Origin of the sequence: Curtobacterium sp. MCBA15_007 (assembly GCF_001864905.1) — a bacterium.
GTDB lineage: Bacteria > Actinomycetota > Actinomycetes > Actinomycetales > Microbacteriaceae > Curtobacterium > Curtobacterium poinsettiae.
The window spans coordinates 227,751-249,088 of record NZ_MJGM01000056.1; the positions used below are offsets into that span (position 1 = coordinate 227,751).

The window sequence follows — 21,338 nt, forward strand, 5'->3', positions numbered from 1 at the left end:
GCTCAGTGCAGGATCGCGAACCCGTCGGCGTCCCCGTGCGGCACGACCGACCGCAGGGAGACGTCGGTCACGGTCGCCGACGGCGGCCCGGTGCGCAGGCACGCCATCAGCGAGTCGACCGCGACCGAGGGGCCCTCGGCCTCGACCTCGACCGTGCCGTCCCAGAGGTTCCTCGCGTAGCCGACCAGGTCGAGCCCGTCGGCCTTCCGAGCGGTCCAGTACCGGAAGCCGACCCCCTGGACGGTCCCCGACACCACGGCATGCACCCTCGTCACCGTCGTCATGCCCTCCACGCTAACCGCGGCGTGCTCCCGGGAGTTTTCGGCCCCGTGACGATCTGTTTCCGGCTCGTGACGAGCGCACCCCGTCGGCAGTGATAGTGTCATCCCAACCTGAACACTTCGAGTCAGATTGACACTATCTTCCTCATGGACGAACCAGGCATCCGCGTCGCGGTCTCCACCGTGATCGTGGCGCTGCGCCCGCACCCCGACACCGGTGCGCCGGCGCTGTGGATGCCACTCGTGCGTCGCGTCGCCGAACCGTTCGAGGGATCCTGGGCGCTCCCCGGCGGCTGGGTCGGCGACGACGAGGGGCTCGAGGACTCGGCGGCCGCCCGACTGCGCGAGACGACGAACGTCCAGCCGCGCTACCTCGAGCAGCTCTACGCGTTCGGCGATGTCGGACGCTCCCCGAGCCGGGTCGTGTCGATCGTGTACTGGGCGCTCGTGCACCCGGACGAGGCGAACGTCGTGCCCGACGACTGGAACGTCCGGTGGTTCCTGGCCGACGAGCACCCGCCGCTCGCCTTCGACCACGACCGCATCGTCGAGTACGCCCTGTGGCGGCTGCGCAACAAGATGTCGTACTCGCGGATCGCGCAGGCGTTCCTCGGTGACCGGTTCACCCTCGCCGAACTCCGCGGCGTGTACGAGGCGGTGCTCGGCCGAGCACTCGACCCCGCGAACTTCCGTCGGCAGGTCGAGAAGACCGACGCGGTCCTGCCGACCGACGAGACCACGAGCGGGGGCCGGCACCGTCCGGCTCGGCTGTACCGCTCGAACCCCGACCTGGCCTACGCGGACAACGGCCCGCTGCAGACCGGGGCCGATCAGCACCAGCAGCGGAACCGATAGGAAACCCCGTGTCCATCGCCACGACGATCGAGCTCATCTCCAACGGCAAGGCCGGCGGCAGCACCTGCACGCCCGACCTCGCGATGCCGACGTGGGACTTCGACTCCCGCCCCGGGTACGGCCCGGGATCGTCGATGTCCGACGTCATCCCGACGAGTGCCCCGCGCCAGGGCGTCCTGCCCGACGAGTACAAGACGGCCCCGACCGACGAGCTCCACGAGCGCATCGAGCGGGCGAAGGCCACCCTCGGCGACCGGGTCGTCGTCCTCGGGCACTTCTACCAGCGCGACGAGGTCGTCCGGCACGCGGACTTCCTCGGTGACTCGTTCCAGCTCGCGAACGCCGCCCTGACCAAGCCCGACGCCGAGGCGATCGTGTTCTGCGGCGTGCACTTCATGGCCGAGACCGCCGACATCCTGGCGCGCGACGACCAGCGCGTGATCCTGCCGAACCTGGCCGCCGGCTGCTCGATGGCGGACATGGCCGACATCGACAGCGTCGAGGCCGCGTGGGCCGAGCTCACCGCCGTGTACGGCACCGAGCCCGACGCCGACGGCCGCGTGCCCGTGATCCCGGTCACCTACATGAACTCCGCCGCCGACCTCAAGGCCTTCTGCGGGCGCAACGGCGGCATCGTCTGCACCTCGTCGAACGCAGCGACGGTGCTCGAGTGGGCCTTCGAGCGCGGGCAGCGCGTCCTGTTCTTCCCCGACCAGCACCTCGGCCGCAACACCGCGAAGGCGATGGGCATCAGCACCGACCTGATGCCGATGTGGAACCCCCGGAAGCCCCTCGGCGGCAACGAGACGAGTGAACTCGAAGCGGCGAAGGTCATCCTCTGGCACGGCTTCTGCTCGGTGCACCGTCGCTTCACGGTCGACCAGATCGACCAGGCCCGCCGCGAGCACCCGGGTGTGCGGGTCATCGTGCACCCGGAGTGCCCGATGGCCGTCGTCGACGCTGCCGACCACGCCGGCAGTACCGACCTGATCCGGAAGACCGTCGCTGCCGCCACCGAACCGACCACCTTCGCGATCGGCACCGAGATCAACATGGTGAACCGGCTCGCCGCCGAGTACCCGCAGCACACGATCTTCTGCCTCGACCCGGTCGTCTGCCCCTGCTCGACGATGTACCGGATCCACCCGGGCTACCTCGCCTGGGTGCTCGAGGCACTCGTCCGCGGCGAGGTCCTCAACGAGATCGTCGTCCCCGCCGACGTGCAGGCCGACGCCAAGGTCGCGCTCGAGCGCATGCTCGCTGCCAAGCCCCGCGGCTGACACACGAGTCCGACCGAACGAGGGAGACCACCGTGCACGTCGTCATCGTCGGCTCCGGCATCGCCGGGCTGACCGCAGCGATCCGCGCCAGTGCCCTGCACGACGTCACCCTCGTGACGAAGGGCGCGCTCGCCGACAGCGCCACCGCGTACGCCCAGGGCGGCATCGCGGTGGCGCTCGGTGCCGACGACTCCGCGGCACTGCACCAGGCCGACACCCACGTCGCCGCGGCCGGCAGTGCCGACGCGCGTGCCGTCGAGGTCCTGTGCACCGACGGCCCGGCCCGCGTCCGCGACCTGCTCGCCCTCGGCGTGCCCTTCGACCGGTCGTCGGACCCGGCGACCCTCGACCGGTACGGCGACGACCTGGCCCGCGGTCGTGAAGCCGCGCACGGCCGGTGGCGCGTCGTGCACGCCGACGGTGACGCGACCGGGGCCGCCGTCGAGCGCACCCTCATCGCGGCACTGCACCGACGGCACGTCACGATCCTGGAGCGCACCAGCCTGACCGACCTCGTCGTCCGTGACGGGGCAGTCGTCGGCGCCGACGTCCTGGACCTGCTCGGAGAACCCCGCCGGCTCGACGCGGACGCCGTCGTCATCGCGTCCGGGGGAGCGGGGCACCTGTACCGCGAGACGACGAACCCCCTGGTGGCGACGGGCGACGGGGTCGCCGCCGCCTGGCGAGCCGGCGCCGTCCTCGCCGACCTGGAGTTCGTCCAGTTCCACCCGACGCGGCTGGCGGTCCCCGGCGGCGGCCTGGTGTCCGAAGCCGTCCGCGGTGAAGGTGCCGTCCTCCGCGACGCCGCCGGACACCGCTTCATGACGGACGTGCACCCGGACGCCGAGCTCGCCCCGCGTGACGTCGTCGCCCGCGGGATCGCCGCGGCGGTGCGCGACCAGGGCGGCGCACCCGTGCTCCTCGACGCCACCGGCCTCGACGCCGGGTTCCTGGTCACGCGGTTCCCCGGACTCACCCGGGCCACCCGCGCCGCCGGCTTCGACTGGACCCGCGAGGGCGTCCCCGTCGCACCAGCCGCGCACTACTCGATGGGCGGCATCGCCACCGACGCCGAGGGTCGCACCAGCCTGCCCGGACTCCTCGCCGTCGGTGAAGCCGCCTGCACCGGGGTCCACGGCGCCAACCGGCTCGCCTCGAACTCCCTGCTCGAGGGGCTCGTCTTCGCGGTCCGCGCAGCGGACGCGGTCGCCGCACCGCGACCCGACCTGCTCCGCCTGCGCGGGGACGCCGGTCTCCACGTCACCAGCGTGCCCCGAGCGACCGACGCGACCCCTTCCTCCCCCCACCTGCGCGGCCGTCACGCCGCTCCGCAGGCTCCGCAGCGCGCCGGAACCGGCAGGCGTGGGCCCAGTCCGACCCGGCCTGGAGGCGCGACCCACCTCGACGACGTCGGTGCCGTCCGACAGGCGGTCCAGTCCGTCATGACGGACCGCGTCGGGCTGCTCCGTGACGCCGTCGGGCTGGCGAGCGCGCGCCGCGACCTCGACGCGCTGACCGCGCCGACCGGCGGCGGCGTGCGCGAGCACGAGGACCGTGCGCTCCTCGACCTGGCCCGACTCGTCGCGCTCGCCGCCGAGGCCCGCACCGAGTCCCGCGGGGCGCACGCCCGCACCGACCACCCCGACACCGACCCCACCGTCCCGGCCTCGTACGCCTGGGTCGCCGACCACACCGACGCCGGTCCCGACCAGCACGCCCACGAACGCGCCGACGGTTCCGCAGCCGTCCCGCAGGAGGTACCCGCATGACCACCGATCCCGGCACCATCCCGCCGCACGCGCTCCGTCGCGTGATCGAGACCGCGCTCGAGGAGGACGCGCCCTGGGGCGACGTCACCAGCGAGACCCTGATCCCCGTGGAGGCGACCGCGACCGCCACCCTCGGCGCGCGCGAGTCCGGCGTACTGAGCGGCGGGTCGGTGTTCGTCACCGTGATGCACGCCGTCGACCCGTCGATCCAGGCTGTGGTGCACGTCGCCGACGGCACGCGCTTCGCGGCGGGCGACGTCCTCGCGACCGTGACCGGGTCAGCGCGGGCCGTGCTGCGGGCCGAACGGGTCGCCCTCAACCTGGTGCAGCGGATGTCGGGCATCGCGACGACCACCGCGGCGCACGTCGCCGCCGCCGCGGGCACGTCCGCGCGGATCGTCGACACCCGGAAGACGACGCCGGGCCTCCGGGCACTCGAGCGGTACGCCGTCCGGTGTGGTGGCGGACACAACCACCGCACCTCGCTCTCCGACGCCGTGCTCGCCAAGGACAACCACCTGGCGGTGGTCCTGGCCGGCGGGATCGGCATCGGCGACGCGATCGCCCAGGCCCGCCAGCGGCTCGGGCACACCGTGCACGTGGAGGTCGAGGTGGACCGCATCGACCAGATCGAAGCAGTCGTCGCGGCCGGGGTCGACACGGTCATGCTCGACAACTTCACCCCCGACGACCTGGTGACCGGGGTCGGGATCGTCGCCGGGCGCGCGCTCGTCGAGGCCTCGGGAGGCGTGTCGCTCGACACCGTCGCGGCGATCGCGGCGACCGGCGTCGACGTCATCTCGGTCGGGGCGCTGACCCACTCGGCGCGGGCGCTCGACCTGGGGCTCGACATCGACGTCGCGGTGCCCGTACAGGACTAGTCGTGTTCTACCTGGACCGCGCGGCCACCACCCCGGTCCGCCGCGAGGTGCTCGAGGCGATGTGGCCCTACCTGACGGGGGTGTTCGGCAACCCCTCGTCGACGCACGGGGTCGGGGACGAGGCCGCGCGAGGACTCACCGCCGCACGGGCCGCCGTCGCCGCGGTGCTCGGGTGCCGGCCCGCCGAGGTCGTCTTCACCACCGGCGGCACCGAGGGGGCGAACACCGCGATCAAGGGGATCGCCCTCGCCGCGCCCCGCGGTCGGCACGTGGTCACGAGCGCCATCGAGCACGAGGCCGTGCTCGAGAGCTGCGCCTACCTCGCCCGCTTCCACGACTTCGACGTCACCGTGCTGCCCGTCGGGCCGGACGGCCGCGTCGACCCGGCGGTGCTGCGCGCGGCGCTCCGCCCGGACACCACACTCGTCTCGATCGCGCACGCCGACAACGAGATCGGCACCGTGCAGGACGTCCCCGTGCTCGCCGCGGTGGCGCACGAGGTCGGGGCGCGGTTCCACACCGACGCCGTGCAGTCCGCGCCCTGGCTGCCGATCGGCCTCGGGACCCTGGGCGTCGACGCGCTGTCGTTGTCCGGGCACAAGCTCGGTGCTCCGAAGGGCACCGGCGTGCTCGCCGTGGGTTCCGGCGTCCCGCTCGAGCCGCTGCTGCACGGCGGTGGTCAGGAACGGGGCCGGCGGTCCGGCACCGAGGACGTGGCCGGAGCGGTGGCGGTGGCCACGGCGCTCGGGCTGGCGGCGGAGACGGTGCGGTCGGGGGCGGGCACGGCGACCACGGTGCGCGACGCGGTGCTCGACGGCGTGCTCGCCGCCGTCCCCGGTGCGTTCGTCTCCGGGTCGCGGGAGCACCGGCTGCCCGGGCACGCGTCGTTCTGCTTCCCGGGCGTCAACGGCGAGACCGTCCTGCTCGAGCTCGAGCAGCGCGACGTCGTGTCGTCGTCGGGCAGCGCCTGCGCAGCGGGCAGCACGGAAGCCTCGCACGTGCTCACGGCGCTCGGGATCCCCGAGGACGTGGCCCGGACCGCGCTCCGTCTGACGTTCGACGCGACGCTCACGGCCGGCGATGTCCCGTTCGTCGTGGGGGCCGTGGCCGACGCCGTGGCGACCGTCCGCGCCCTCGGCTGAGGTGTACTAGACGTTCTACTCCATCTCTGGGTACGTGTCCCCTCTTCTGCGGACAACCGATCTGCGTCAGAGTGTCGTCATGGCGAACGTGATGGTGACCCGGACACGACGGGACGACCGCTTCCGAGCGGTGCAGCTCCTGCCGGCGCCGGCCACCCTCGTCGCGCTCGCCCTGGCAGCGCAGCACGACCTCGGCACGGCCCCGCTCGGGCTCATCGCCGTGGTCGGAGCGCTCGCGACCGCCGGGAGTGCCCTGCTCCCGATGGTCCGGCCAGCCGCCGCCCACCGGTCGATGCCTGCACCGACCGAGACGGACCGGTACCGAGAGGACACCGAACACCCTTGAGGTCCACCACCGTGCGGTTCCCCTGAACCGAGCCGCGCGGTGGACCCAGACCGGATGTCGACCCCCTGATCGGCGTCCGGCGCGGGGCGCGACGTTCCCCTGTCGTCGTGTCCCGCCGTACACCGCGATCCCGCCGTGGGTCGACGTCCGCACCCCTCCAGCGGCGTCGGTTCCCCTGCAGCCCACGGCGGGTTCCGGTTCCCCGGTAGCGTCGGTGCATGCCCTCGTACCGCGTGACCCTGGCGATCGGTGCCCTGGCGTCCGGCACGGCCCCGGACGCCGTCCTGCCCGCCGCAGCATGCCTGGTACGCGAACACGCCGTGGTCGAGGCCGAGGACGTCCGACTGCTCCGCGGTGTGCCGTGCGCCGTCGTGCGCTTCGAGGCCGAGGACGACCGGGCCGCCGCAGCCGTGCGGGACGCCACCGTCGACGGGCTGCGCGACGTCGTCGAGATCCGCTCCGACGTGGTCACCCGGCGTGAGGGCGGCCGCTGGATACCGGTCGCCTGAGAGCCGGGCGGTCGCTTGACGGTCAGACGGTGGGCGTCGCCGGCTCGGGGGTCCCCGGCCAGACGTAGGCAAGGTCGTCCGGCACGTCGGGGAACAGCTCCCGGTAGTGCTCGGGCGCCTTCTGCACGAGCTTCGAGCGGTGTGAGACGTGCAGGGCCTCGTCGTCGTTCCACGGCGGGATCGGCACGTCGCCGCGCTCGTACGCCGCCAGGTCCTCCGGGAACCGGCCCAGGTCGAGCAGGGTCTTCTCGAGACACGTGTCGGCGTACCCGCGCTCGGCCCAGACACGGCACGTGGCCTCCTGGTACGCCATCAGCGCCGGACGGTACCCACGCCACATCGCCGTCACCGGGTGGTGCTGCCAGCCGTAGTCGGGGAGCGTCAGTGCGCGCATCACCTGCAGTGTCTCGACCCGCTGCTTGCCGAGCCGCCGGTCGTCGAGGACCTCGGCGGATGCCCGGAAGTCGGCGTACGGCAGGAAGGTCTGCATGGCGCGGACGCTACCCCGACCGACTGGCACCCGACACATGTCGTCACGAACGTGCCGCCCTGCACGGCAGCGTGTGAGCATCGACCGCATGAGCGGAGAACTGGTCGTCGGCGTCAGTGGCAGCCCATCGGACCCCTCGCGGACCTCGACCCTGGTCGCGGCGACGGTGGCCCGGTTGGCCGAGGAGATCGACGGCGCCCGGACCGAGACGATCGAGATCGGCCCGCTGCTGGCCGACCTCGGCGCGGCCTCGGGTCGCGAGACGATGTCCGACCGCACCCGCCGGGCCCTCGAGACGGTGGAGGCCGCGGACGTGCTCGTCGTCGGCAGCCCGGCCTTCCGCGCGGCCTACTCCGGCGCCTTCAAGCTGTTCTTCGACTGGGTCGGCCAGTACGACCTCGTCGACACCCCGGTGCTCCTCACCGCCACCGGTGGCAGCGACCGGCACGCCCTGCTCGTCGAGCACCAGATGCGCCCGTTGTTCGGCTTCTTCCAGTCCACGACGCTGCCGCTCGGGGTGTTCGGCAACGAGCGGGACTTCACCAAGCGCGAGGGTGGCTACGACATCGCGAGCGTCGACCTCGAGCTCCGCATCGACCAGGCCGTGCGCCGCGCCGTACCGCTGATCCGTGGCGGCTTCGCCACCGCAGGCCTCACCGACGTGCGGCGTCCCGCCGACTTCTGATCCGCGCGCGTGCGCCCCGTCCTTCCGGGCGTACCCGGTGCTTCCGGGTGCCCCTGGTCGGAAGTTCCCATCAGGGACGCCCGGAACCACCTGGCATCGCGCGTGCGATTGGAAGGAACGGGCGCGACCCAGCGTGAGCAGCAGGCGGACGGGAGGCCCGTGGCGGCGCCGCCACGGGCCTCCCGGTCTTCTGTGGGTCAGGCGAGCAGGGACGCGACGTGCGCGACCGCCAGTCGGTAGCCGTCGGCACCCGCGCCGGCGATGACCGCCGTCGCGGCAGTGGCGACGTGGTCGACGTGGCGGAACGGCTCGCGCTTCCACGTGTTCGACAGGTGCACCTCGACGACGGGGACCCACAGGGCCTCCACCGCGTCGTGCAGTGCGACCGAGGTGTGCGCGTACGCGGCGGGGTTGATCACGACCGCCGCGAAGTCGTCGAGCGCCTCGTGCAGCCACTCCACCAGCTCGCCCTCGCGGTTGGTCTGGCGGAAGTCGGCCTCGAGCCCGTGCACCGCTGCCTCGGTGTGCACGATCGCCTCGATCTCGGCGAGCGTCACGGTGCCGTACTGCTCCGGGTCGCGGCGCCCGAGGATGTCGAGGTTCGGGCCGTTGAGGACGAGGATGCGCGACGCGTCGGTCATGGGCCGAGCGTAGCGAACCGGGGGAGCGATGCGCGGCGCGGACGATGCATGCGCGGGCTATGTGAACGGTCACAAACCGGTGTAACGTCTTCGTCCGGGTCGGCAGAGTTGTCGACTGCAACACACTGACGTGGAGATGTGAATGGTTCTCGCTGCAGCGAACGAAGGGATCCGGCTCGACTTGGGCTGGGTCGACTACCTGATGATCATCGTGTACTTCGCGGTCGTCATCGGGATCGGGTTCACCGCCCGCAAGCAGGTCCGGACGAGCATGGACTTCTTCCTGTCCGGCCGCTCGATGCCGGCGTGGATCACGGGCCTGGCGTTCGTGTCCGCGAACCTCGGTGCCACCGAGATCCTCGGCATGGCGGCGAACGGTGCCCAGATCGGCATGGCCACCCTGCACTACTACCTCGTCGGCGCCGTGCCCGCGATGGTGTTCCTCGGCCTCGTGATGATGCCGTTCTACTACGGCTCGAAGGTCCGCTCGGTGCCGGAGTTCATGCTGCGCCGCTTCGGCAAGGCGCCGCACCTGGTGAACGCGATCGCGTTCGCGGTGTCGAACGTGCTCATCGCGGGCATCAACCTGTACGCGATGGCCATCGTCATCGAGGCCATGCTCGGCTGGCCGGAGTGGCTGGCGATCATCGTCTCCGCGGGCTTCGTGCTCGTCTACATCACCCTCGGCGGACTCTCGAGCGCGATCTACAACGAGGTCATGCAGTTCTTCGTGATCATCGCCGGGCTCATCCCGCTGACGATCGTCGGTCTGCACCGCGTCGGCGGGTGGGACGGCCTGTCGAAGGCGATCACCAAGACCCAGGGTGTGCAGCACCTGCAGGCCTGGGCCGGCACCGGCTTCGGTGACGTCACCAACCCGATCGGTGCCAACTGGCTCGCCATCGTGCTCGGCCTGGGCTTCGTGCTCGGGTTCGGCTACTGGACCACCAACTTCACCGAGGTGCAGCGTGCATTCTCGGCGAAGAACATGTCCGCGGCCCGCCGCACCCCGCTCATCGCCGCGATCCCGAAGCTCTTCATCCCGGCCATCGTCGTCATCCCCGGCCTCATTGCCGCGGCCGTCGTGGGCAACCAGTTCGCGGACGGCACACTCACCTACAACGACGCGATCCCGAAGCTCATCCAGATGTACCTGCCGACCGGTGTGCTCGGCATCGCCGTGACCGGTCTGCTGGCATCGTTCATGGCCGGCATGGCGGCGAACGTCTCGTCGTTCAACACCGTCTTCACCTACGACATCTGGCAGCGCTACATCCGCCCGAACATGCCCGACCTGCACTACCTGAAGACGGGCCGCTGGGTCACCGTCGTCGGCGTCGTGGTCGGCATCGCGACCGCGTTCATCGCGGCCCAGGCGTCGAACATCATGACCTACATGCAGACGCTGTTCTCGTTCTTCAACGCACCGCTGTTCGCCGTGTTCATCCTCGGCCTGCTGTGGAAGCGCATGACGACGCAGGGTGCGCTGTGGGGCTACGTCCTCGGCATCGTGACCCCGACGATCACCTGGATCGCGTACCTGGTGAACCCCGACCTGTTCGCCACGGCCACCGCGGAGACCCTGTACGGCGCGATCATCTCGTTCGTCACCGTGCTGGTCGTCGGCTTCGTCGTCTCGATGCTGACCAAGCCGAAGGACGAGAAGGAACTCGGCGGGCTCGTCTACGGCATCGGCAAGATCGACCTGCACGGCGACTCGGTCGCGACGGACACCGCCTGGTACCGCTCGCCCGCGCTGCTCGGCACCGTCGCGCTCGTGCTGTGCGTCGTCCTGTACCTCCCGTTCCTCTGATCCGCGAAGGAGACCACTGCTCATGAGTGACACCACCACACCCGGCGCGATGACCGAGGAGCAGAAGGCTGCCCTGGTCCGCTCCACCCGCCGGCTCGACCTGCGCCGCATCCTCGGCGGCCTGTTCGTCCTGTACGGCGTGATCACCACCATCGTCGGGATCGTGCACTGGAACACCGACCCCGAGAAGACCGGCGGGATCCACATCAACCTGTGGGTCGGGATCTCGCTGCTCGTCGGCGGCGGGCTGTTCTTCCTCTGGGACCGCCTGAACCCCGTGCCCGCCGAGGACATCATCGGCCAGGCCGAGGCCGAGGCACACCAGCGTGCCGCGGGCGAGGGGCGCGAGCTGGCCTGAGCCCGTCTGGCTCGGGCGTCCCCGGCCGACGCAGAACGACGAAGTCGCTGTCGCACGACAGCGACTTCGTCGTTTCCGCCCTCATCGTCGGACGCCCGTACCGGTTGGTTCCCCCATGAAACGGTTGCGCGCTGATCCAGGTGGGTCCAGGTTGAGCGGAACGAAAGGAACCGCCATGGAAACGATGGTCTTCATCAACCTGCCCGTCACCGACCTCGAGCGCTCGAAGGCGTTCTACGAGGCGCTCGGGTACTCGATCAACCCGGCGTTCAGCGACGACACCGCGGCGTGCGTGGTGGTGAGCGACACGATCTCCGTCATGATCCTGACGACGGCGAAGTTCGCAGACTTCACCGACAAGACGATCGCCGGTCGGGACACGATCGAGGTCATCAACTCGCTCAGCGCACCGTCGAAGGAGGACGTCCACCGTGTCGTCGACGCCGCGGTGGCAGCCGGCGGCACCGAGGACCGCCCGGAGATGGACCTCGGCTTCATGTACCAGCGGAGCTTCACCGACCCGGACGGACACCGCTGGGAGTACGTGTGGATGGACGAGCAGGCGACGCAGGACGATCCGCCCGCCGAGTGAGTCCCGGGGTGTCGGGGGCGCCCGCCAGGATGGTCGCATGAGCACCGAGCCCGTCGACGCCCCGCCCGTGCCCGACCTCGTCACCGGTGACGATGGCCTGGCCCGGCCGGTCTGGGCGTCGTCGGACGACCTGCTGCGCGCCTACTACGACACCGAGTGGGGCATGCCCGTGCGCGATGAACGCGGGGTGTTCGAGCGGCTGTCGCTCGAGGCGTTCCAGTCCGGCCTGTCGTGGCGCACGATCCTGGCGAAGCGACCGGCGTTCCGTGCAGCCTTCGCCGACTTCGACGCCGACACCGTCGCGGCCTTCGGCGAGGACGACGTCGAGCGGCTGATGGCCGATGCCGGGATCGTCCGGAACCGCGCGAAGATCCTCGCGACGATCACCAACGCGAACGCCACGATCGCCCTGCGGCAGGACGGCGGGCTCGCCGGCTTCGTGTGGTCGTTCCGGCCGACGACCACGCCCGAGCCTCGGTCCTCCGCCGAGGTCCCGACGAAGTCGGACGAGTCCCTCGCGCTGTCGAAGGCGCTGCGGAAGCGCGGCTTCGCCTTCGTCGGGCCGACGACGATGTACGCCCTGATGGAAGCGCTCGGCATCGTCGACACCCACCTGGTCGGCAGCCACCGGCGCGGGACCTCGGGCGTCTGGAACTGACGGCCGAGCCCACGAGCACGAGAACGAGAGCGCCGGGACTATGGTCACGACATGGCCGACGAGATCCGGATCGCGTTCCTGCTGTTCCCGCACCTGACCCAGCTGGACCTGACCGGTCCGGCCCAGGTGCTCAGCCGCGTGCCCGGCGCGCGCGTCGAGTACGTCGCGGCGACGCTCGACCCCGTGCCGAGCGACTGCGGCCTCGCGCTCGTCCCCACCGTGACGATCCAGGATGCAGGCGCCGCGGACGTGCTGGTCGTCCCCGGCGGTGACGGTGCCTTCGACGCGATGCTCGACCCGGACGTCGTGGCCTTCGTCCGGCGCCAGGCCGAGGACGCCACGTGGATGACGTCGGTGTGCACCGGGGCCTTCGTGCTCGGCGCCGCCGGGCTGCTCGCCGGCCGTCGCGCGACGACCCACTGGGCCTCGAAGCCGATGCTCGAGGCCTTCGGTGCGCAGCCGGTCGACGCCCGGATCGCTCGGGACGGCGCCGTCGTCACCGCCGCCGGGGTGAGCGCGGGCATCGACATGGCGCTGTGGCTCGCGGCCGAGCTCGCCGGACGCCCCGCGGCCGAGGCGATCCAGCTGCAGATCGAGTACGACCCGCAGCCACCGTTCGACCACGGATCAGCCGAGCGCGCCGACGCCGTCGTCATCGCCCGGGCCCGTGCAGCAGCCGAGGAATCGCGCGGCGACCGGGTGACCCGCGCCGCCGCAGCCGTCCTGCGCTGACGCGGACCTCCACACGGTCACGAATCTCCGCTGGTCTCCGCCGAGCGGTCACGACACGTCGTTCCGGGCGCGGCCAGCCGACACTTCGTGACCGCTCGGGGCCATGCAGGCGGGGTGTTGTGACCAGCGCCGCGCCCGCGGCCGTCCTGCGCTAGCGCAGCGGCTTCCGCATCTGCGCCGACGTCACCTGGTACCCGAGGGCCGCGTAGAGCTCCTGCGCTCCCGTGTTGTAGCCGAACACGTTCAGCCCGATGCTCATCGCACCGCGTTCGGCAGCGGCGCGGTGCCCGAGCTCGAGCGCGCGACGGGCGTGCCCGCGACGCCGGTGCGCCTCGTCGATCTCGACGTCGAACACCCACCAGTCGGTGCTGCCCGTCGTGAACGGACCGATCCAGAGCGACCCGACGACGGTGTCGTCCTGGTCGAGGACCTCCCACACCAGGTGGCCGTCAGCGGGGGAGCCGTCCGGGAACCAGCGGTCCCGCGACTGCTGCTCGTTCGCCTCGGCCTGCTCGCGGCTCTCGCCCGCCTGCATCCGCGACTCGACGTACTCGGCCATCGTGCGGTGGAGCCAGGCCGGGAGGCGCGTGGCCGGCATCGCGACGAGCCGCGTGTCGGTCATCGGTTGCCCTTGGAACCCCGGCTCGGCTTGCCGCGCATCTTGCCGCGTCCGGGCGTGGGCCCCTTGCCGGTGTTGGACTTCTTGCCGGCGCCGGACTTGCCGCTGCCGGGTGACTTCGCCTTGGCCTTGCCGCCGGAGCCGCCGGCGCCCTTGGACCCCGACGCACCCGACCCGCCGGACCCACCCGACGCGCCCTTGGCACCCGAGCCGGCCTTGGCGCCGCCACGAGCCGGACGCGAGTCGTCGTCGCCGTCGCGATCCGGGCCTCCTGGCTGGCGCGAACTGTTGGCGGTCCGCCCGCGCACCACGCCGATGAACTCCTCGGTGGTCTCGGTGGCGTCCTCGTCCCGCCAGACCAGCGCGATGCGCGTGCCCTCGGCGTCCATGAGCGGACGACCGACCAGGTCCTTGCGGCTGGCGGCGCGGAACAGCGACTGGGGGAGCACCACGACGCCGACGTTCGCCTCGACCAGGTCGAGCGATCCGTCGATGTCGGCGGGCACCGGGCCCGCGTCGATCACGTGGACCTCGGCGTCGGCGAGGTCGACCTCGGCGAGTTCGGCGAGGGGGGAGTCCTTGGGCATCGCGACGACGGCCGTCTCGGTCCAGAGCGGGATGGCGTTGTGCCGCTCGGACACGGGCATGCGCGCGAAGACCATGTCAGCCTCGCCCGCCAGCGTGTCGTCGACGTCGTCGGCACCGATCGGCCGCAGCCGGAGCTCGATGGAGGGGAAGCGATCCCGCCAGACACGGGCCCACTTTGCGGGGGAGACCCCCGGCACGAAGGCGATGGTGAGAGCCGCGGTCATGCAGACGAGCATAGGGGCCGTACCCTTGTCCTCATGGCGCAGGAACAGACCATGAAGCCCGAGACGGCTGCGAAGAAGCTCGGCATCTTGCTGACGGCCGCTCCGGAGTCCTTCCAGAGCGCTCCCCTCACGCGGACCGCCTTCGACGAGCTCCGGACCGAACCCCCGACCTGGCTCGAGGACCTCCGACGCGACGGCCCGCACCCGCGGCCCGTCGTGGCGCAGAAGCTCGGCATCTCGATCTCGGGTCTGAGCCGCGCCGGGATCGACGACGCGCTGACGACGGCGGACATCAAGACGCTGCTCGAGCAGAAGCCCGAGTGGCTCGTCCGTGAGCGTGCGACGCAGGCCGCCGTGCACGCCGAGAACGCCCGCGTGAAGCAGGAGCGTGCCGCCAAGGCCGCTGCCCGCGCCGAGGACTGACCCCACCCGCACCACTCCGCCGCACCGAGGACGCCCCACGTGCACGAGACCGTCGCCGACGCCATGCTGGTCGTGCCGCAGTTCGCGTCCGTGTGCTGCATCGTCGGTGACCGCTACCGGCCGCGTCCGGGCGTGATCGTGCCGGCGGGCGTGATGCTCGTCGCGATGCTCATGCCCGTCGTCGACGCCGGCGCCGTGTGGACCCTGTTCGCCGCCACCCTGCTGCTGTTGCTCGCACCGCTGCCCGTCATGCGTCGACGCCGCGCCGACGGCCGCCGTGCGGAGCCGATGGACGTGCACCGCGCGCTCTCCGCCGTCATGATGGCGGGGATGCTGCTGATGGGCCACGCCTCGGGCGTCGCCGGTGACCACGCCGGGCACGGCATCGCGCTGTCCGCGGTGCTCGGTGCCGGCGTGATCGGCTACTGCGCCTTCAGTGGCTGGCTGCTCCGGTACGAGTGGGGGCGCGAGGACCGGCGAGCCGTCCGCAGCGGCGAGGTCTTCGCGATGACCGTCGCCGTGGTCGGCATGACCCTGGCGATGTAGCCCAGCCCAGCCCGCGCCGGCAGCAGCGGCTGCGCCCGCAGCGACGGCGGGAGCGGGGGCGTCAGTCGCGCGCGGCGCTGTCCGCCGGGGCGTCCGCCGCGTGCGTCACCCGCTGCTTGGCCGCCTGGATCGTGTCCTTCGGCACCGGCGGTACCCCGCGCCGGATCCCGCGCAGGCCGACGACGAACAGGATCGCGGTGACGATCGCGAACGCCGCGAACGTGATCCCGGTCGCCGCCCACAGCGGCAGGGCCAGGGCCAACAGCGCCACCGCGAAGCCCGCCAGTGCGACCAGGGTCGTCAGGGCGAACCCGACGGCCACCCCGGTGAGCACCAGCCCGGTCTTCGCACCGCTGGCGCGCTCGCCGATCTCCCGCCGCGCCGAGGCGACCTCCTCACGTACCGCGCGCAGCACCGGCTCGAGGGCCTTCTGCACGAGTCCGGCGGTCACGGTGTCGCGGAACGACGGCCGGCCGGGTGCGGTGGTGTCGTCGTGGTCGGTGCTGCTCATGAGGGTCTCCTGTCCGGGCGCGGCGGTCCGCGTCCCCTGACAGGACGCGACCGACCCGATGATCGTCACGCCGCCGCGCGTGCGTGCGGTGCGTTCCCAGGTTGTGCAACGGACGCGGAGGCCCGCCCCGCGTCGACGACGCAGGACGGGCCTGGCGGGGTGGCCGGGTCCACCGCGCTACTCGGTGACCTCCTCGAGGTCGTCGATCCCGCGGGCGGCGGCCGCTGCGCGGCGCGCACGCATCGACGGGGCGACGAGTGCTGCGAGCACGGCCACGACCGCGACCCCGGTGCACGCCCAGAACCCGATCGTGAAGGCGTCGTCGGTCGGCAGCCCCTGCGGCGTGCTGTGCGAGGTGATGAGCGCGGCGATGACGGCGGTGCCGACGCTCGAGCCGATGGTGCGGACGACCGTGTTGGCGCTGATGGCCTCGCCGGTCTGGTTCGCGGGGACGCTCTCGATGATCGCGTTCGAGCAGGCGGCCAGGGCCATGCCGATGCCGATGCCGGTCAGGACGCCGGAGGCCACCACCTGCCACAGCTCGGCGTGTGCGACGGCTGGCAGCACGAACGCGGCGACGATGGCGAACCCGCCGATGAGCATCGGCGGCTTCGGGCCGACCTTGCGCACCAGGACGCCGGCGATCGGCCCGGCGACCACCATCATCACGACGGTCGGCAGCAGGAAGAGCCCGGCCTGGGTGACGTCCTTGCCGAAGCCGTAGCCGAGCGCCGTCGGGAGCTGCAGGAGCGTCGGGACGAGGACGAAGGTGCCGAACATCGCGAACCCGAAGACCAGTGCGACGACGTGGGCGGTCCAGACGCCGCGGACGGCGAAGAGCCGCACGTCGATGAGCGGCTCGGCGACCCGCAGCTCGACGAGGACGAACACGACCAGTGCGACGGCGCCGAGGACCAGCAGGCCGATGGTCTTGGCGTCGCCCCAGCCCCAGGTCTCGCCCTCGCTGACGGCGAGCAGGATCGCGACGAGCGACACCGCCAGGACGAACGTGCCGGCCGTGTCGAGGCGTCCGGGCTTCCGCACGGGGGACTCCGGCATGCCGAAGACCGCCCCGAGCAGCGCGATGACGACGAGCACGGCGGGGAGCCAGAACAGCCAGTGCCAGGACAGGTGCTCGACGATGGGTCCGGCCGCGACGATGCCGACACCGGCACCGATCCCGAAGATCGCCGACAGCAGACCGATCGTGACGCTGACCTTCTCCTTCGGCAGCTCGTCCCGCACGATGCCGATCGACAGCGGCATCACGGCACCGGCGGCGCCCTGCAGTGCCCGTCCGACGATCAGCACGCCGAGGTTCGGCGCGAGCGCGGCGAGCACGGCCCCGACGAGCAGGATCGACAGCACGACGATCAGGACCTTGCGCTTGCCGATCATGTCGCCGAGGCGACCGAGGATCGGCGTGAGCACCGAGGCGGAGAGCAGGTAGGCCGTGAGCACCCAGCTCGTCGCACTGGTGGAGGCGCCGAGGTCCTGTCCGATGGTCGACAGCGCCGGGGCGACCAGCGACTGCAGGACCGCGAAGGACAGGCCGCCGAGGGACAGGGAGACGATGATCGCCGTGCTGTTCGGCCGGCGCCCGTTCGTGGTGGGGTGCGAGCCGGTCCGTGGGCTCTGCATGGTGTCGGTCATCGTGCTCCGTGTCCTCGTGGTCGATGGCGATGTAAACAACTGCTGACATCATGAGCGTACGCGGGAACGACCGCATGTCAACGCTTGCTTACATCCCTGTGAGGACCGCTAGGCTGCGCACCATGAGCAAGGACGCCGCGGCCACCCGACTCCTGCTCGTGCAGGCCGCCCGCCGACGGTTCGCCTTCGACGGGTACCGCGCGACGACCGTGCGCGAGATCGCCGGGGACGCCGGGGTCAACGTCGCCCTGATCAACCGGTACTTCGGGTCGAAGGAAGGGCTGTTCCGCGCCTGCCTCGACCGCGTCGTCCGTGACCTGGGCGCCGAGGAGACGAGCGAACAGGGGCTCGAGCGGGCGCTCACGGGGATCATCACCCACATCGTGCGGACGCCCACCGACGACGACTCGCTGCAGCTGATGCTCCTGCTCCGGTCCTCCGGTGACGACGGTGCCGACGCCATCCGCCGCGAGACGCTGCGTCGGTACGCCGAACGGCTCGCGGGCACCGTCGGCGGTGCCGGGTCCGAAGCGCTGCTCGTCCGGGCCGAGATCGCGCTCGCGGTGGTGCTCGGGATGTCGATGCTCCGGCAGTCCACCGCGGTGGAACCCCTGGCATCCGCCGCCGACGCCGTCGTGTCGGCGGCGCTCGAGGACGCCCTCCGCGCCCTGCTCGCGCCGCCGCGGTAGCGTCGAGGGGTGTCCGACCGACCCGCACGTCGCCCCGACCCCGCTCCGCGCCTGGACGAGGTCGACGAGCGCATCCTCTGGACCCTCGCCGCGGACGCCCGGATCCCGAACAACCGGCTCGCGGCCGCGGTCGGCATCGCGCCCTCGACGTGCCTCGCCCGGGTCCGTGCCCTCGAGGACGCCGGGGTGATCCGCGGCTACCGGGCCGAGGTGGACGTCGCGCGCCTGGGGTTCTCGATCGAGGCGATGGTGTCCGTCCGCGTGCACGCCGCCGCTCGCCACGAACTGCGGGACTTCGCGAAGCGCCTGCTGCGGGTGCCGGTCGTGCAGGACGTGTCGTTCCTGGCCGGGGACAAGGACTTCCTCGTGCACATCGCGTGCGAGTCGACCGAGCAGCTCCGGGACTTCGTCGCCGACGAGCTCAGCGGTGACCCCTCGGTGGCGACGACGCAGACGAACATCGTGTTCGAACGCCTCGTCGCCGACCGCGCCGCCCAGGGCCGCTCGTTCGACGAACTGCGGCGCTGGCGGGCCTGAGGCACGAACCCCGCGTCAGGGGCCCCGGGGCAGTAGCTCCGGGTCAGCGCTTCCGCGTCATCGGGATGTGCGGGATGCGGTCCTCGAGGTACTCGTCCCCGGAACGCACGAATCCGAAGCGGCCGTACCACTGCTCCAGGTGGGACTGGGCGCCGAGGGCGATGCTCGGCGAGCGCGACTCGGCGATCGCCGCCTCCATGAGCTGCCCGGCGAGTCCCTGCCCGCGGGCATGCTGCGCGGTGGCGACCCGGCCGATGCGCTCGGTGCCGTCGGGCTCGCGGAGCAGACGCAGGGTCGCGTCCACCGAGCCGTTGCCGGCCCAGAACTGCACCGTCCCCGGCTCGAGGTCGCGGCCGTCGATGTCGCCGTACGCGGCCTCCTGCTCGACGACGAAGACATCCTGCCGGAGCCGCAGGATCTCGTGCAGCGTGACGATGTCCAGGTTGCGGGTCGGAGCGTTGAAGATCGAGACCACGGACGGCCCTTCCTGAGTATTTCTTCCGAAACAGGGTGTGTTCCGGACCGGATCGGCGTACATTGCCGGTCAACCACTCTACGTGCGCAGCCGAGATCAGGAGGTGAGCGCATGGACAACCCGTTGCGCGCACCCTGGCGCGCCGCACTCCGCATCGTCCTGCTGGGCGTCGGGACCCTCGCTGCCCTCGTGCTGCTGTCCCTGCTGCTCGGCGCGCGCCCGGCATCCGCCGCCACGACCGCCCCGGCTGCTGCCGAGCAGCGCGGACTCGTCGGCAACGTGATCGAGGGCGTCGGTGGCACCGTGCAGGGGGTGACCGGCGAGGTCGGCAAGGTCGTCGGCGGCGTGACGGACCCCGTCCGCAAGGCCGTCGTGCCGGCACCCGCGGCACCGGCACCGGCACCTGCTCCCGCAGCCCCGGCACCGGCACCGGCAGCATCGGCGCCCGCTCCCGCAGCCCCGGCGCCTGCCGCGGTCCCCGCCGCCCCGGCGCCTGCCGCGGTCCCCGCCGCCCCTGCTCCCGCCGCTCCCGCGCCTGCCGCCCCGGCCCCGTCGAGCCCCGCTCCAGCGCCTGCCGCCCCGGCTGCCCCGGCTGCCCAGCCGACCACGACCGCCCCCGCGGCCGACCCGACCACGCGCCCGGTGCGACAGGTCGTCGACCACGTGAGCACCGCCTCCCGGCCGGTCACCGACGCCGTCGCGAACGTCCTGCGCCCCGTCACCGGAACCGTGGAACACGTCACCGGCGCACGCCCCGTGACCGCCGTCGTCGACACCGTCGACGACGTGGTCGGCAGCGTCCCGGTGGTCGGGACGGTCCTCGGCGACGACACCCTCGGCACCGTCACCGGTCCGGTCACGGGCCTGGTCGACGACACGCTCGGCTCGGTCGGCACGACCGTCGGCACCGTCCCTGCCGTGGTCGAGGGCGTCGTCCCGTCCGTGGGCGGCGCCCTGCCAGGAGGCACGGATCCCGTCGTCGACGTCCCCGCACTCCCGGTGGGCGGCGGCTCGAACCCGCCCGCCGGGCCCGTCCCGTCGGCGCCGGTCGCCGACGTCCCCGTCCGGCCCGGAACCGCGCCCGCGCAGGGCACCGCGGTGCCCACCGCTCCGGCTCGCGTCGGCACCGGCAACGACGCGGGTGCTCGCTCCGGCGTGTTCGGCTCGCCCGACCACGCCGTTGCGGCGACCCCTGCGGCGCCGGTCGGCCCGGTGCTCGCAGTCGTCGACGCGCAGGACGCGACCCTCGGCGGCCACGCGCTGCTCGTCCCCGCGGACGGCGAGGGCCACGGGGTCCCGTTCGACGGCACCGACGCCGGCGTGCTCGGTGGCAGCGCCTCCACGAACTCCGGCGGCGCAGCTGCCGTCGGCATCGTCGGTACGACCGACGACATCGTCTCCCTCGCCGCGGGGTCTCGCGGCACGCTCTCCGACGACACGGTCCCCGCATCGGTCGTCGGCGAGCACGACGTCGCCCCTGACTGAGATCGGTGCGCCTGCCCGGCACGGCAGGCACGCACACATCCCGGCTGCGTCCGCGGTCGGTGACGATCTCGATCAGGAGTACGACCATGAACAAGTACGTCTCCAGAGGGCTCTGGTTCGCCCTCTTCGTCGGCGGGCTCACGCTCGGCGGCACGGCTGCGGCGAACGCGGCCACGACCTCGGGTGCCGACGGCACCGTCTCGGGCACCCAGGTGGCGCCCTCCGTGGACGCTCCGGTGTCCCTCGGCGGCAACGCGATCGGCGTGCTCGGTGACGCGGTGTCCACCGTGACCGGCTCGGCCGGGGCTGCCCCGGCCCCGGCGGCTGTTCCGGCGCCCGCCGCCGTGTCCCCGAGCACCTCGGGCGAGGACGGCACGCTCTCCGGCACGCAGGTGGTGCCGGACGTCGCAGCACCGGTGACGGTCGGCGGCAACGCCGTGGCCGTCGGCGGCGATGCGGTCTCGACGAGCGCACCCGCGGCTGCCCCCGCGGCTGCTCCGGCCCCGGCTCCGGCCCCGGCTCCTGCGGCTCCGGCCCCGGCTCCGGCGGCTCCCGC

The 21,338-nt window shown here is 72.3% G+C and carries 26 protein-coding genes and 1 pseudogene; 19 read left to right on the top strand and 8 right to left on the bottom strand.

Features of this window, described 5'->3' with window-relative positions; all coding sequences use genetic code 11:
* Positions 1–2: 2 nt before the first annotated feature.
* Positions 3–284: an acylphosphatase gene (locus tag BIU95_RS14850; protein WP_052481700.1), complete on the bottom strand. Its 282-nt coding sequence runs from the start codon at positions 282–284 to the stop codon at positions 3–5.
* A 144-nt stretch (positions 285–428) separates the two neighbouring features.
* On the opposite strand from BIU95_RS14850, the gene BIU95_RS14855 reads away from it, so the two are divergent.
* The 7 genes from BIU95_RS14855 (at position 429) to BIU95_RS14885 (ending at position 7,063) form a co-directional block, all read left to right on the top strand.
* On the top strand, positions 429–1,136 hold the full coding sequence (locus BIU95_RS14855) for an NUDIX domain-containing protein (protein WP_017888532.1): 708 nt from the start codon (positions 429–431) through the stop codon (positions 1,134–1,136).
* Between the two features lie 8 nt (positions 1,137–1,144).
* Positions 1,145–2,416: a quinolinate synthase NadA gene (gene nadA / locus BIU95_RS14860; protein WP_017888533.1), complete on the top strand. Its 1,272-nt coding sequence runs from the start codon at positions 1,145–1,147 to the stop codon at positions 2,414–2,416.
* A gap of 32 nt (positions 2,417–2,448) precedes the next feature.
* A complete protein-coding gene (locus tag BIU95_RS14865) occupies positions 2,449–4,185 on the top strand; it encodes an L-aspartate oxidase (RefSeq protein WP_071252017.1) in 1,737 nt (578 codons plus the stop codon).
* Positions 4,182–5,066, top strand: coding sequence for a carboxylating nicotinate-nucleotide diphosphorylase (gene nadC, locus BIU95_RS14870; protein ID WP_071252018.1), 885 nt, complete (start codon positions 4,182–4,184; stop codon positions 5,064–5,066). Before BIU95_RS14865 ends, nadC begins: the two co-directional genes overlap by 4 nt.
* Before the next feature lie 2 nt (positions 5,067–5,068).
* On the top strand, positions 5,069–6,208 hold the full coding sequence (locus BIU95_RS14875; protein WP_071252019.1) for a cysteine desulfurase family protein: 1,140 nt from the start codon (positions 5,069–5,071) through the stop codon (positions 6,206–6,208).
* 79 nt (positions 6,209–6,287) lie between these two features.
* Entirely contained in the window at positions 6,288–6,554 is a 267-nt protein-coding gene (locus BIU95_RS14880; RefSeq protein ID WP_071252020.1) for a hypothetical protein, read from the top strand.
* 218 nt (positions 6,555–6,772) lie between these two features.
* Positions 6,773–7,063: a hypothetical protein gene (locus BIU95_RS14885; RefSeq protein ID WP_071252021.1), complete on the top strand. Its 291-nt coding sequence runs from the start codon at positions 6,773–6,775 to the stop codon at positions 7,061–7,063.
* Between the two features lie 22 nt (positions 7,064–7,085).
* Here BIU95_RS14885 and BIU95_RS14890 read toward each other — a convergent pair whose 3' ends face one another.
* Positions 7,086–7,553 (bottom strand): MSMEG_6728 family protein, encoded by a 468-nt coding sequence (locus BIU95_RS14890; protein ID WP_071252022.1) that lies wholly within the window; start codon positions 7,551–7,553, stop codon positions 7,086–7,088.
* Positions 7,554–7,641: 88 nt separating this feature from the next.
* Here BIU95_RS14890 and BIU95_RS14895 point away from each other — a divergent pair, with 88 nt between their 5' ends.
* On the top strand, positions 7,642–8,238 hold the full coding sequence (locus tag BIU95_RS14895) for an NAD(P)H-dependent oxidoreductase (protein ID WP_056071056.1): 597 nt from the start codon (positions 7,642–7,644) through the stop codon (positions 8,236–8,238).
* Between the two features lie 197 nt (positions 8,239–8,435).
* Here the strand turns inward: BIU95_RS14895 and aroQ are convergent, their stop codons facing one another.
* On the bottom strand, positions 8,436–8,879 hold the full coding sequence (gene aroQ, locus BIU95_RS14900) for a type II 3-dehydroquinate dehydratase (protein WP_017888541.1): 444 nt from the start codon (positions 8,877–8,879) through the stop codon (positions 8,436–8,438).
* Positions 8,880–9,021: 142 nt separating this feature from the next.
* Between aroQ and BIU95_RS14905 the strand changes: the two genes are divergently transcribed.
* The 5 genes from BIU95_RS14905 (at position 9,022) to BIU95_RS14925 (ending at position 13,032) form a co-directional block, all read left to right on the top strand.
* On the top strand, positions 9,022–10,692 hold the full coding sequence (locus BIU95_RS14905) for a sodium:solute symporter family protein (RefSeq protein WP_017888542.1): 1,671 nt from the start codon (positions 9,022–9,024) through the stop codon (positions 10,690–10,692).
* A 22-nt stretch (positions 10,693–10,714) separates the two neighbouring features.
* On the top strand, positions 10,715–11,050 hold the full coding sequence (locus BIU95_RS14910; protein ID WP_017888543.1) for a hypothetical protein: 336 nt from the start codon (positions 10,715–10,717) through the stop codon (positions 11,048–11,050).
* Positions 11,051–11,225: 175 nt separating this feature from the next.
* Entirely contained in the window at positions 11,226–11,642 is a 417-nt protein-coding gene (locus tag BIU95_RS14915; protein WP_071252023.1) for a VOC family protein, read from the top strand.
* Positions 11,643–11,679: 37 nt separating this feature from the next.
* Positions 11,680–12,300: a DNA-3-methyladenine glycosylase I gene (locus tag BIU95_RS14920; protein WP_017888545.1), complete on the top strand. Its 621-nt coding sequence runs from the start codon at positions 11,680–11,682 to the stop codon at positions 12,298–12,300.
* A gap of 51 nt (positions 12,301–12,351) precedes the next feature.
* Positions 12,352–13,032, top strand: coding sequence for a DJ-1/PfpI family protein (locus BIU95_RS14925; protein WP_017888546.1), 681 nt, complete (start codon positions 12,352–12,354; stop codon positions 13,030–13,032).
* Between the two features lie 151 nt (positions 13,033–13,183).
* Here the strand turns inward: BIU95_RS14925 and BIU95_RS14930 are convergent, their stop codons facing one another.
* Together BIU95_RS14930 and BIU95_RS14935 are read right to left on the bottom strand one after the other, a co-directional pair.
* The gene (locus tag BIU95_RS14930; protein WP_042538097.1) at positions 13,184–13,654 is read right to left on the bottom strand and encodes a GNAT family N-acetyltransferase; all 471 of its coding nucleotides are present in this window, start codon (positions 13,652–13,654) and stop codon (positions 13,184–13,186) included.
* A complete protein-coding gene (locus BIU95_RS14935) occupies positions 13,651–14,463 on the bottom strand; it encodes a LysR family transcriptional regulator substrate-binding protein (protein WP_159556791.1) in 813 nt (270 codons plus the stop codon). The genes BIU95_RS14930 and BIU95_RS14935 overlap by 4 nt, the downstream gene beginning before the upstream one ends.
* Before the next feature lie 33 nt (positions 14,464–14,496).
* Here BIU95_RS14935 and BIU95_RS14940 point away from each other — a divergent pair, with 33 nt between their 5' ends.
* Both BIU95_RS14940 and BIU95_RS14945 read left to right on the top strand, forming a co-directional pair.
* Positions 14,497–14,886, top strand: a complete 390-nt coding sequence (locus BIU95_RS14940; RefSeq protein ID WP_017888549.1) for a DUF5997 family protein — start codon at positions 14,497–14,499, stop codon at positions 14,884–14,886.
* A gap of 39 nt (positions 14,887–14,925) precedes the next feature.
* The gene (locus BIU95_RS14945; RefSeq protein ID WP_071252025.1) at positions 14,926–15,432 is read left to right on the top strand and encodes a hypothetical protein; all 507 of its coding nucleotides are present in this window, start codon (positions 14,926–14,928) and stop codon (positions 15,430–15,432) included.
* A gap of 61 nt (positions 15,433–15,493) precedes the next feature.
* Here the strand turns inward: BIU95_RS14945 and BIU95_RS14950 are convergent, their stop codons facing one another.
* Together BIU95_RS14950 and BIU95_RS14955 are read right to left on the bottom strand one after the other, a co-directional pair.
* Entirely contained in the window at positions 15,494–15,943 is a 450-nt protein-coding gene (locus BIU95_RS14950) for a phage holin family protein (RefSeq protein WP_042538095.1), read from the bottom strand.
* A gap of 177 nt (positions 15,944–16,120) precedes the next feature.
* On the bottom strand, positions 16,121–17,596 hold the full coding sequence (locus tag BIU95_RS14955) for an MFS transporter (RefSeq protein WP_071252026.1): 1,476 nt from the start codon (positions 17,594–17,596) through the stop codon (positions 16,121–16,123).
* Positions 17,597–17,718: 122 nt separating this feature from the next.
* Here BIU95_RS14955 and BIU95_RS19195 point away from each other — a divergent pair, with 122 nt between their 5' ends.
* Both BIU95_RS19195 and BIU95_RS14965 read left to right on the top strand, forming a co-directional pair.
* The gene (locus BIU95_RS19195) at positions 17,719–18,285 is read left to right on the top strand and encodes a TetR/AcrR family transcriptional regulator (protein ID WP_071252027.1); all 567 of its coding nucleotides are present in this window, start codon (positions 17,719–17,721) and stop codon (positions 18,283–18,285) included.
* 9 nt (positions 18,286–18,294) lie between these two features.
* Positions 18,295–18,822: an Lrp/AsnC family transcriptional regulator gene (locus tag BIU95_RS14965; protein ID WP_017888554.1), complete on the top strand. Its 528-nt coding sequence runs from the start codon at positions 18,295–18,297 to the stop codon at positions 18,820–18,822.
* Positions 18,823–18,865: 43 nt separating this feature from the next.
* On the opposite strand, the gene BIU95_RS14970 is transcribed toward BIU95_RS14965, so the two are convergent.
* Positions 18,866–19,297, bottom strand: coding sequence for a GNAT family N-acetyltransferase (locus BIU95_RS14970; protein ID WP_017888555.1), 432 nt, complete (start codon positions 19,295–19,297; stop codon positions 18,866–18,868).
* A 111-nt stretch (positions 19,298–19,408) separates the two neighbouring features.
* Between BIU95_RS14970 and BIU95_RS18805 the strand changes: the two genes are divergently transcribed.
* Both BIU95_RS18805 and BIU95_RS18810 read left to right on the top strand, forming a co-directional pair.
* Positions 19,409–20,782, top strand: a complete 1,374-nt coding sequence (locus tag BIU95_RS18805) for a hypothetical protein (RefSeq protein ID WP_071252028.1) — start codon at positions 19,409–19,411, stop codon at positions 20,780–20,782.
* A gap of 86 nt (positions 20,783–20,868) precedes the next feature.
* Positions 20,869–21,338: pseudogene (locus BIU95_RS18810) on the top strand (hypothetical protein); the annotation flags it as partial.

Excerpts from the sequence above, each read along its gene's own strand:
- BIU95_RS14885 (WP_071252021.1), top strand. The coding sequence starts at position 6,773 with ATGCCCTCGTACCGCGTGACCCTGGCGATCGGTGCCCTGGCGTCCGGC.
- BIU95_RS14890 (WP_071252022.1), bottom strand. The coding sequence starts at position 7,553 with ATGCAGACCTTCCTGCCGTACGCCGACTTCCGGGCATCCGCCGAGGTC.
- BIU95_RS18805 (WP_071252028.1), top strand. The coding sequence starts at position 19,409 with ATGGACAACCCGTTGCGCGCACCCTGGCGCGCCGCACTCCGCATCGTC.
- BIU95_RS14925 (WP_017888546.1), top strand. The coding sequence starts at position 12,352 with ATGGCCGACGAGATCCGGATCGCGTTCCTGCTGTTCCCGCACCTGACC.
- aroQ (WP_017888541.1), bottom strand. The coding sequence starts at position 8,879 with ATGACCGACGCGTCGCGCATCCTCGTCCTCAACGGCCCGAACCTCGAC.
- BIU95_RS14915 (WP_071252023.1), top strand. The coding sequence starts at position 11,226 with ATGGAAACGATGGTCTTCATCAACCTGCCCGTCACCGACCTCGAGCGC.
- BIU95_RS14930 (WP_042538097.1), bottom strand. The coding sequence starts at position 13,654 with ATGACCGACACGCGGCTCGTCGCGATGCCGGCCACGCGCCTCCCGGCC.
- BIU95_RS14850 (WP_052481700.1), bottom strand. The coding sequence starts at position 284 with ATGACGACGGTGACGAGGGTGCATGCCGTGGTGTCGGGGACCGTCCAG.
- BIU95_RS14855 (WP_017888532.1), top strand. The coding sequence starts at position 429 with ATGGACGAACCAGGCATCCGCGTCGCGGTCTCCACCGTGATCGTGGCG.
- BIU95_RS14895 (WP_056071056.1), top strand. The coding sequence starts at position 7,642 with ATGAGCGGAGAACTGGTCGTCGGCGTCAGTGGCAGCCCATCGGACCCC.
- BIU95_RS19195 (WP_071252027.1), top strand. The coding sequence starts at position 17,719 with ATGAGCAAGGACGCCGCGGCCACCCGACTCCTGCTCGTGCAGGCCGCC.
- BIU95_RS14910 (WP_017888543.1), top strand. The coding sequence starts at position 10,715 with ATGAGTGACACCACCACACCCGGCGCGATGACCGAGGAGCAGAAGGCT.
- BIU95_RS14955 (WP_071252026.1), bottom strand. The coding sequence starts at position 17,596 with ATGACCGACACCATGCAGAGCCCACGGACCGGCTCGCACCCCACCACG.
- BIU95_RS14935 (WP_159556791.1), bottom strand. The coding sequence starts at position 14,463 with ATGACCGCGGCTCTCACCATCGCCTTCGTGCCGGGGGTCTCCCCCGCA.
- BIU95_RS14880 (WP_071252020.1), top strand. The coding sequence starts at position 6,288 with ATGGCGAACGTGATGGTGACCCGGACACGACGGGACGACCGCTTCCGA.
- BIU95_RS14940 (WP_017888549.1), top strand. The coding sequence starts at position 14,497 with ATGGCGCAGGAACAGACCATGAAGCCCGAGACGGCTGCGAAGAAGCTC.
- BIU95_RS14905 (WP_017888542.1), top strand. The coding sequence starts at position 9,022 with ATGGTTCTCGCTGCAGCGAACGAAGGGATCCGGCTCGACTTGGGCTGG.
- BIU95_RS14920 (WP_017888545.1), top strand. The coding sequence starts at position 11,680 with ATGAGCACCGAGCCCGTCGACGCCCCGCCCGTGCCCGACCTCGTCACC.
- nadC (WP_071252018.1), top strand. The coding sequence starts at position 4,182 with ATGACCACCGATCCCGGCACCATCCCGCCGCACGCGCTCCGTCGCGTG.
- BIU95_RS14950 (WP_042538095.1), bottom strand. The coding sequence starts at position 15,943 with ATGAGCAGCACCGACCACGACGACACCACCGCACCCGGCCGGCCGTCG.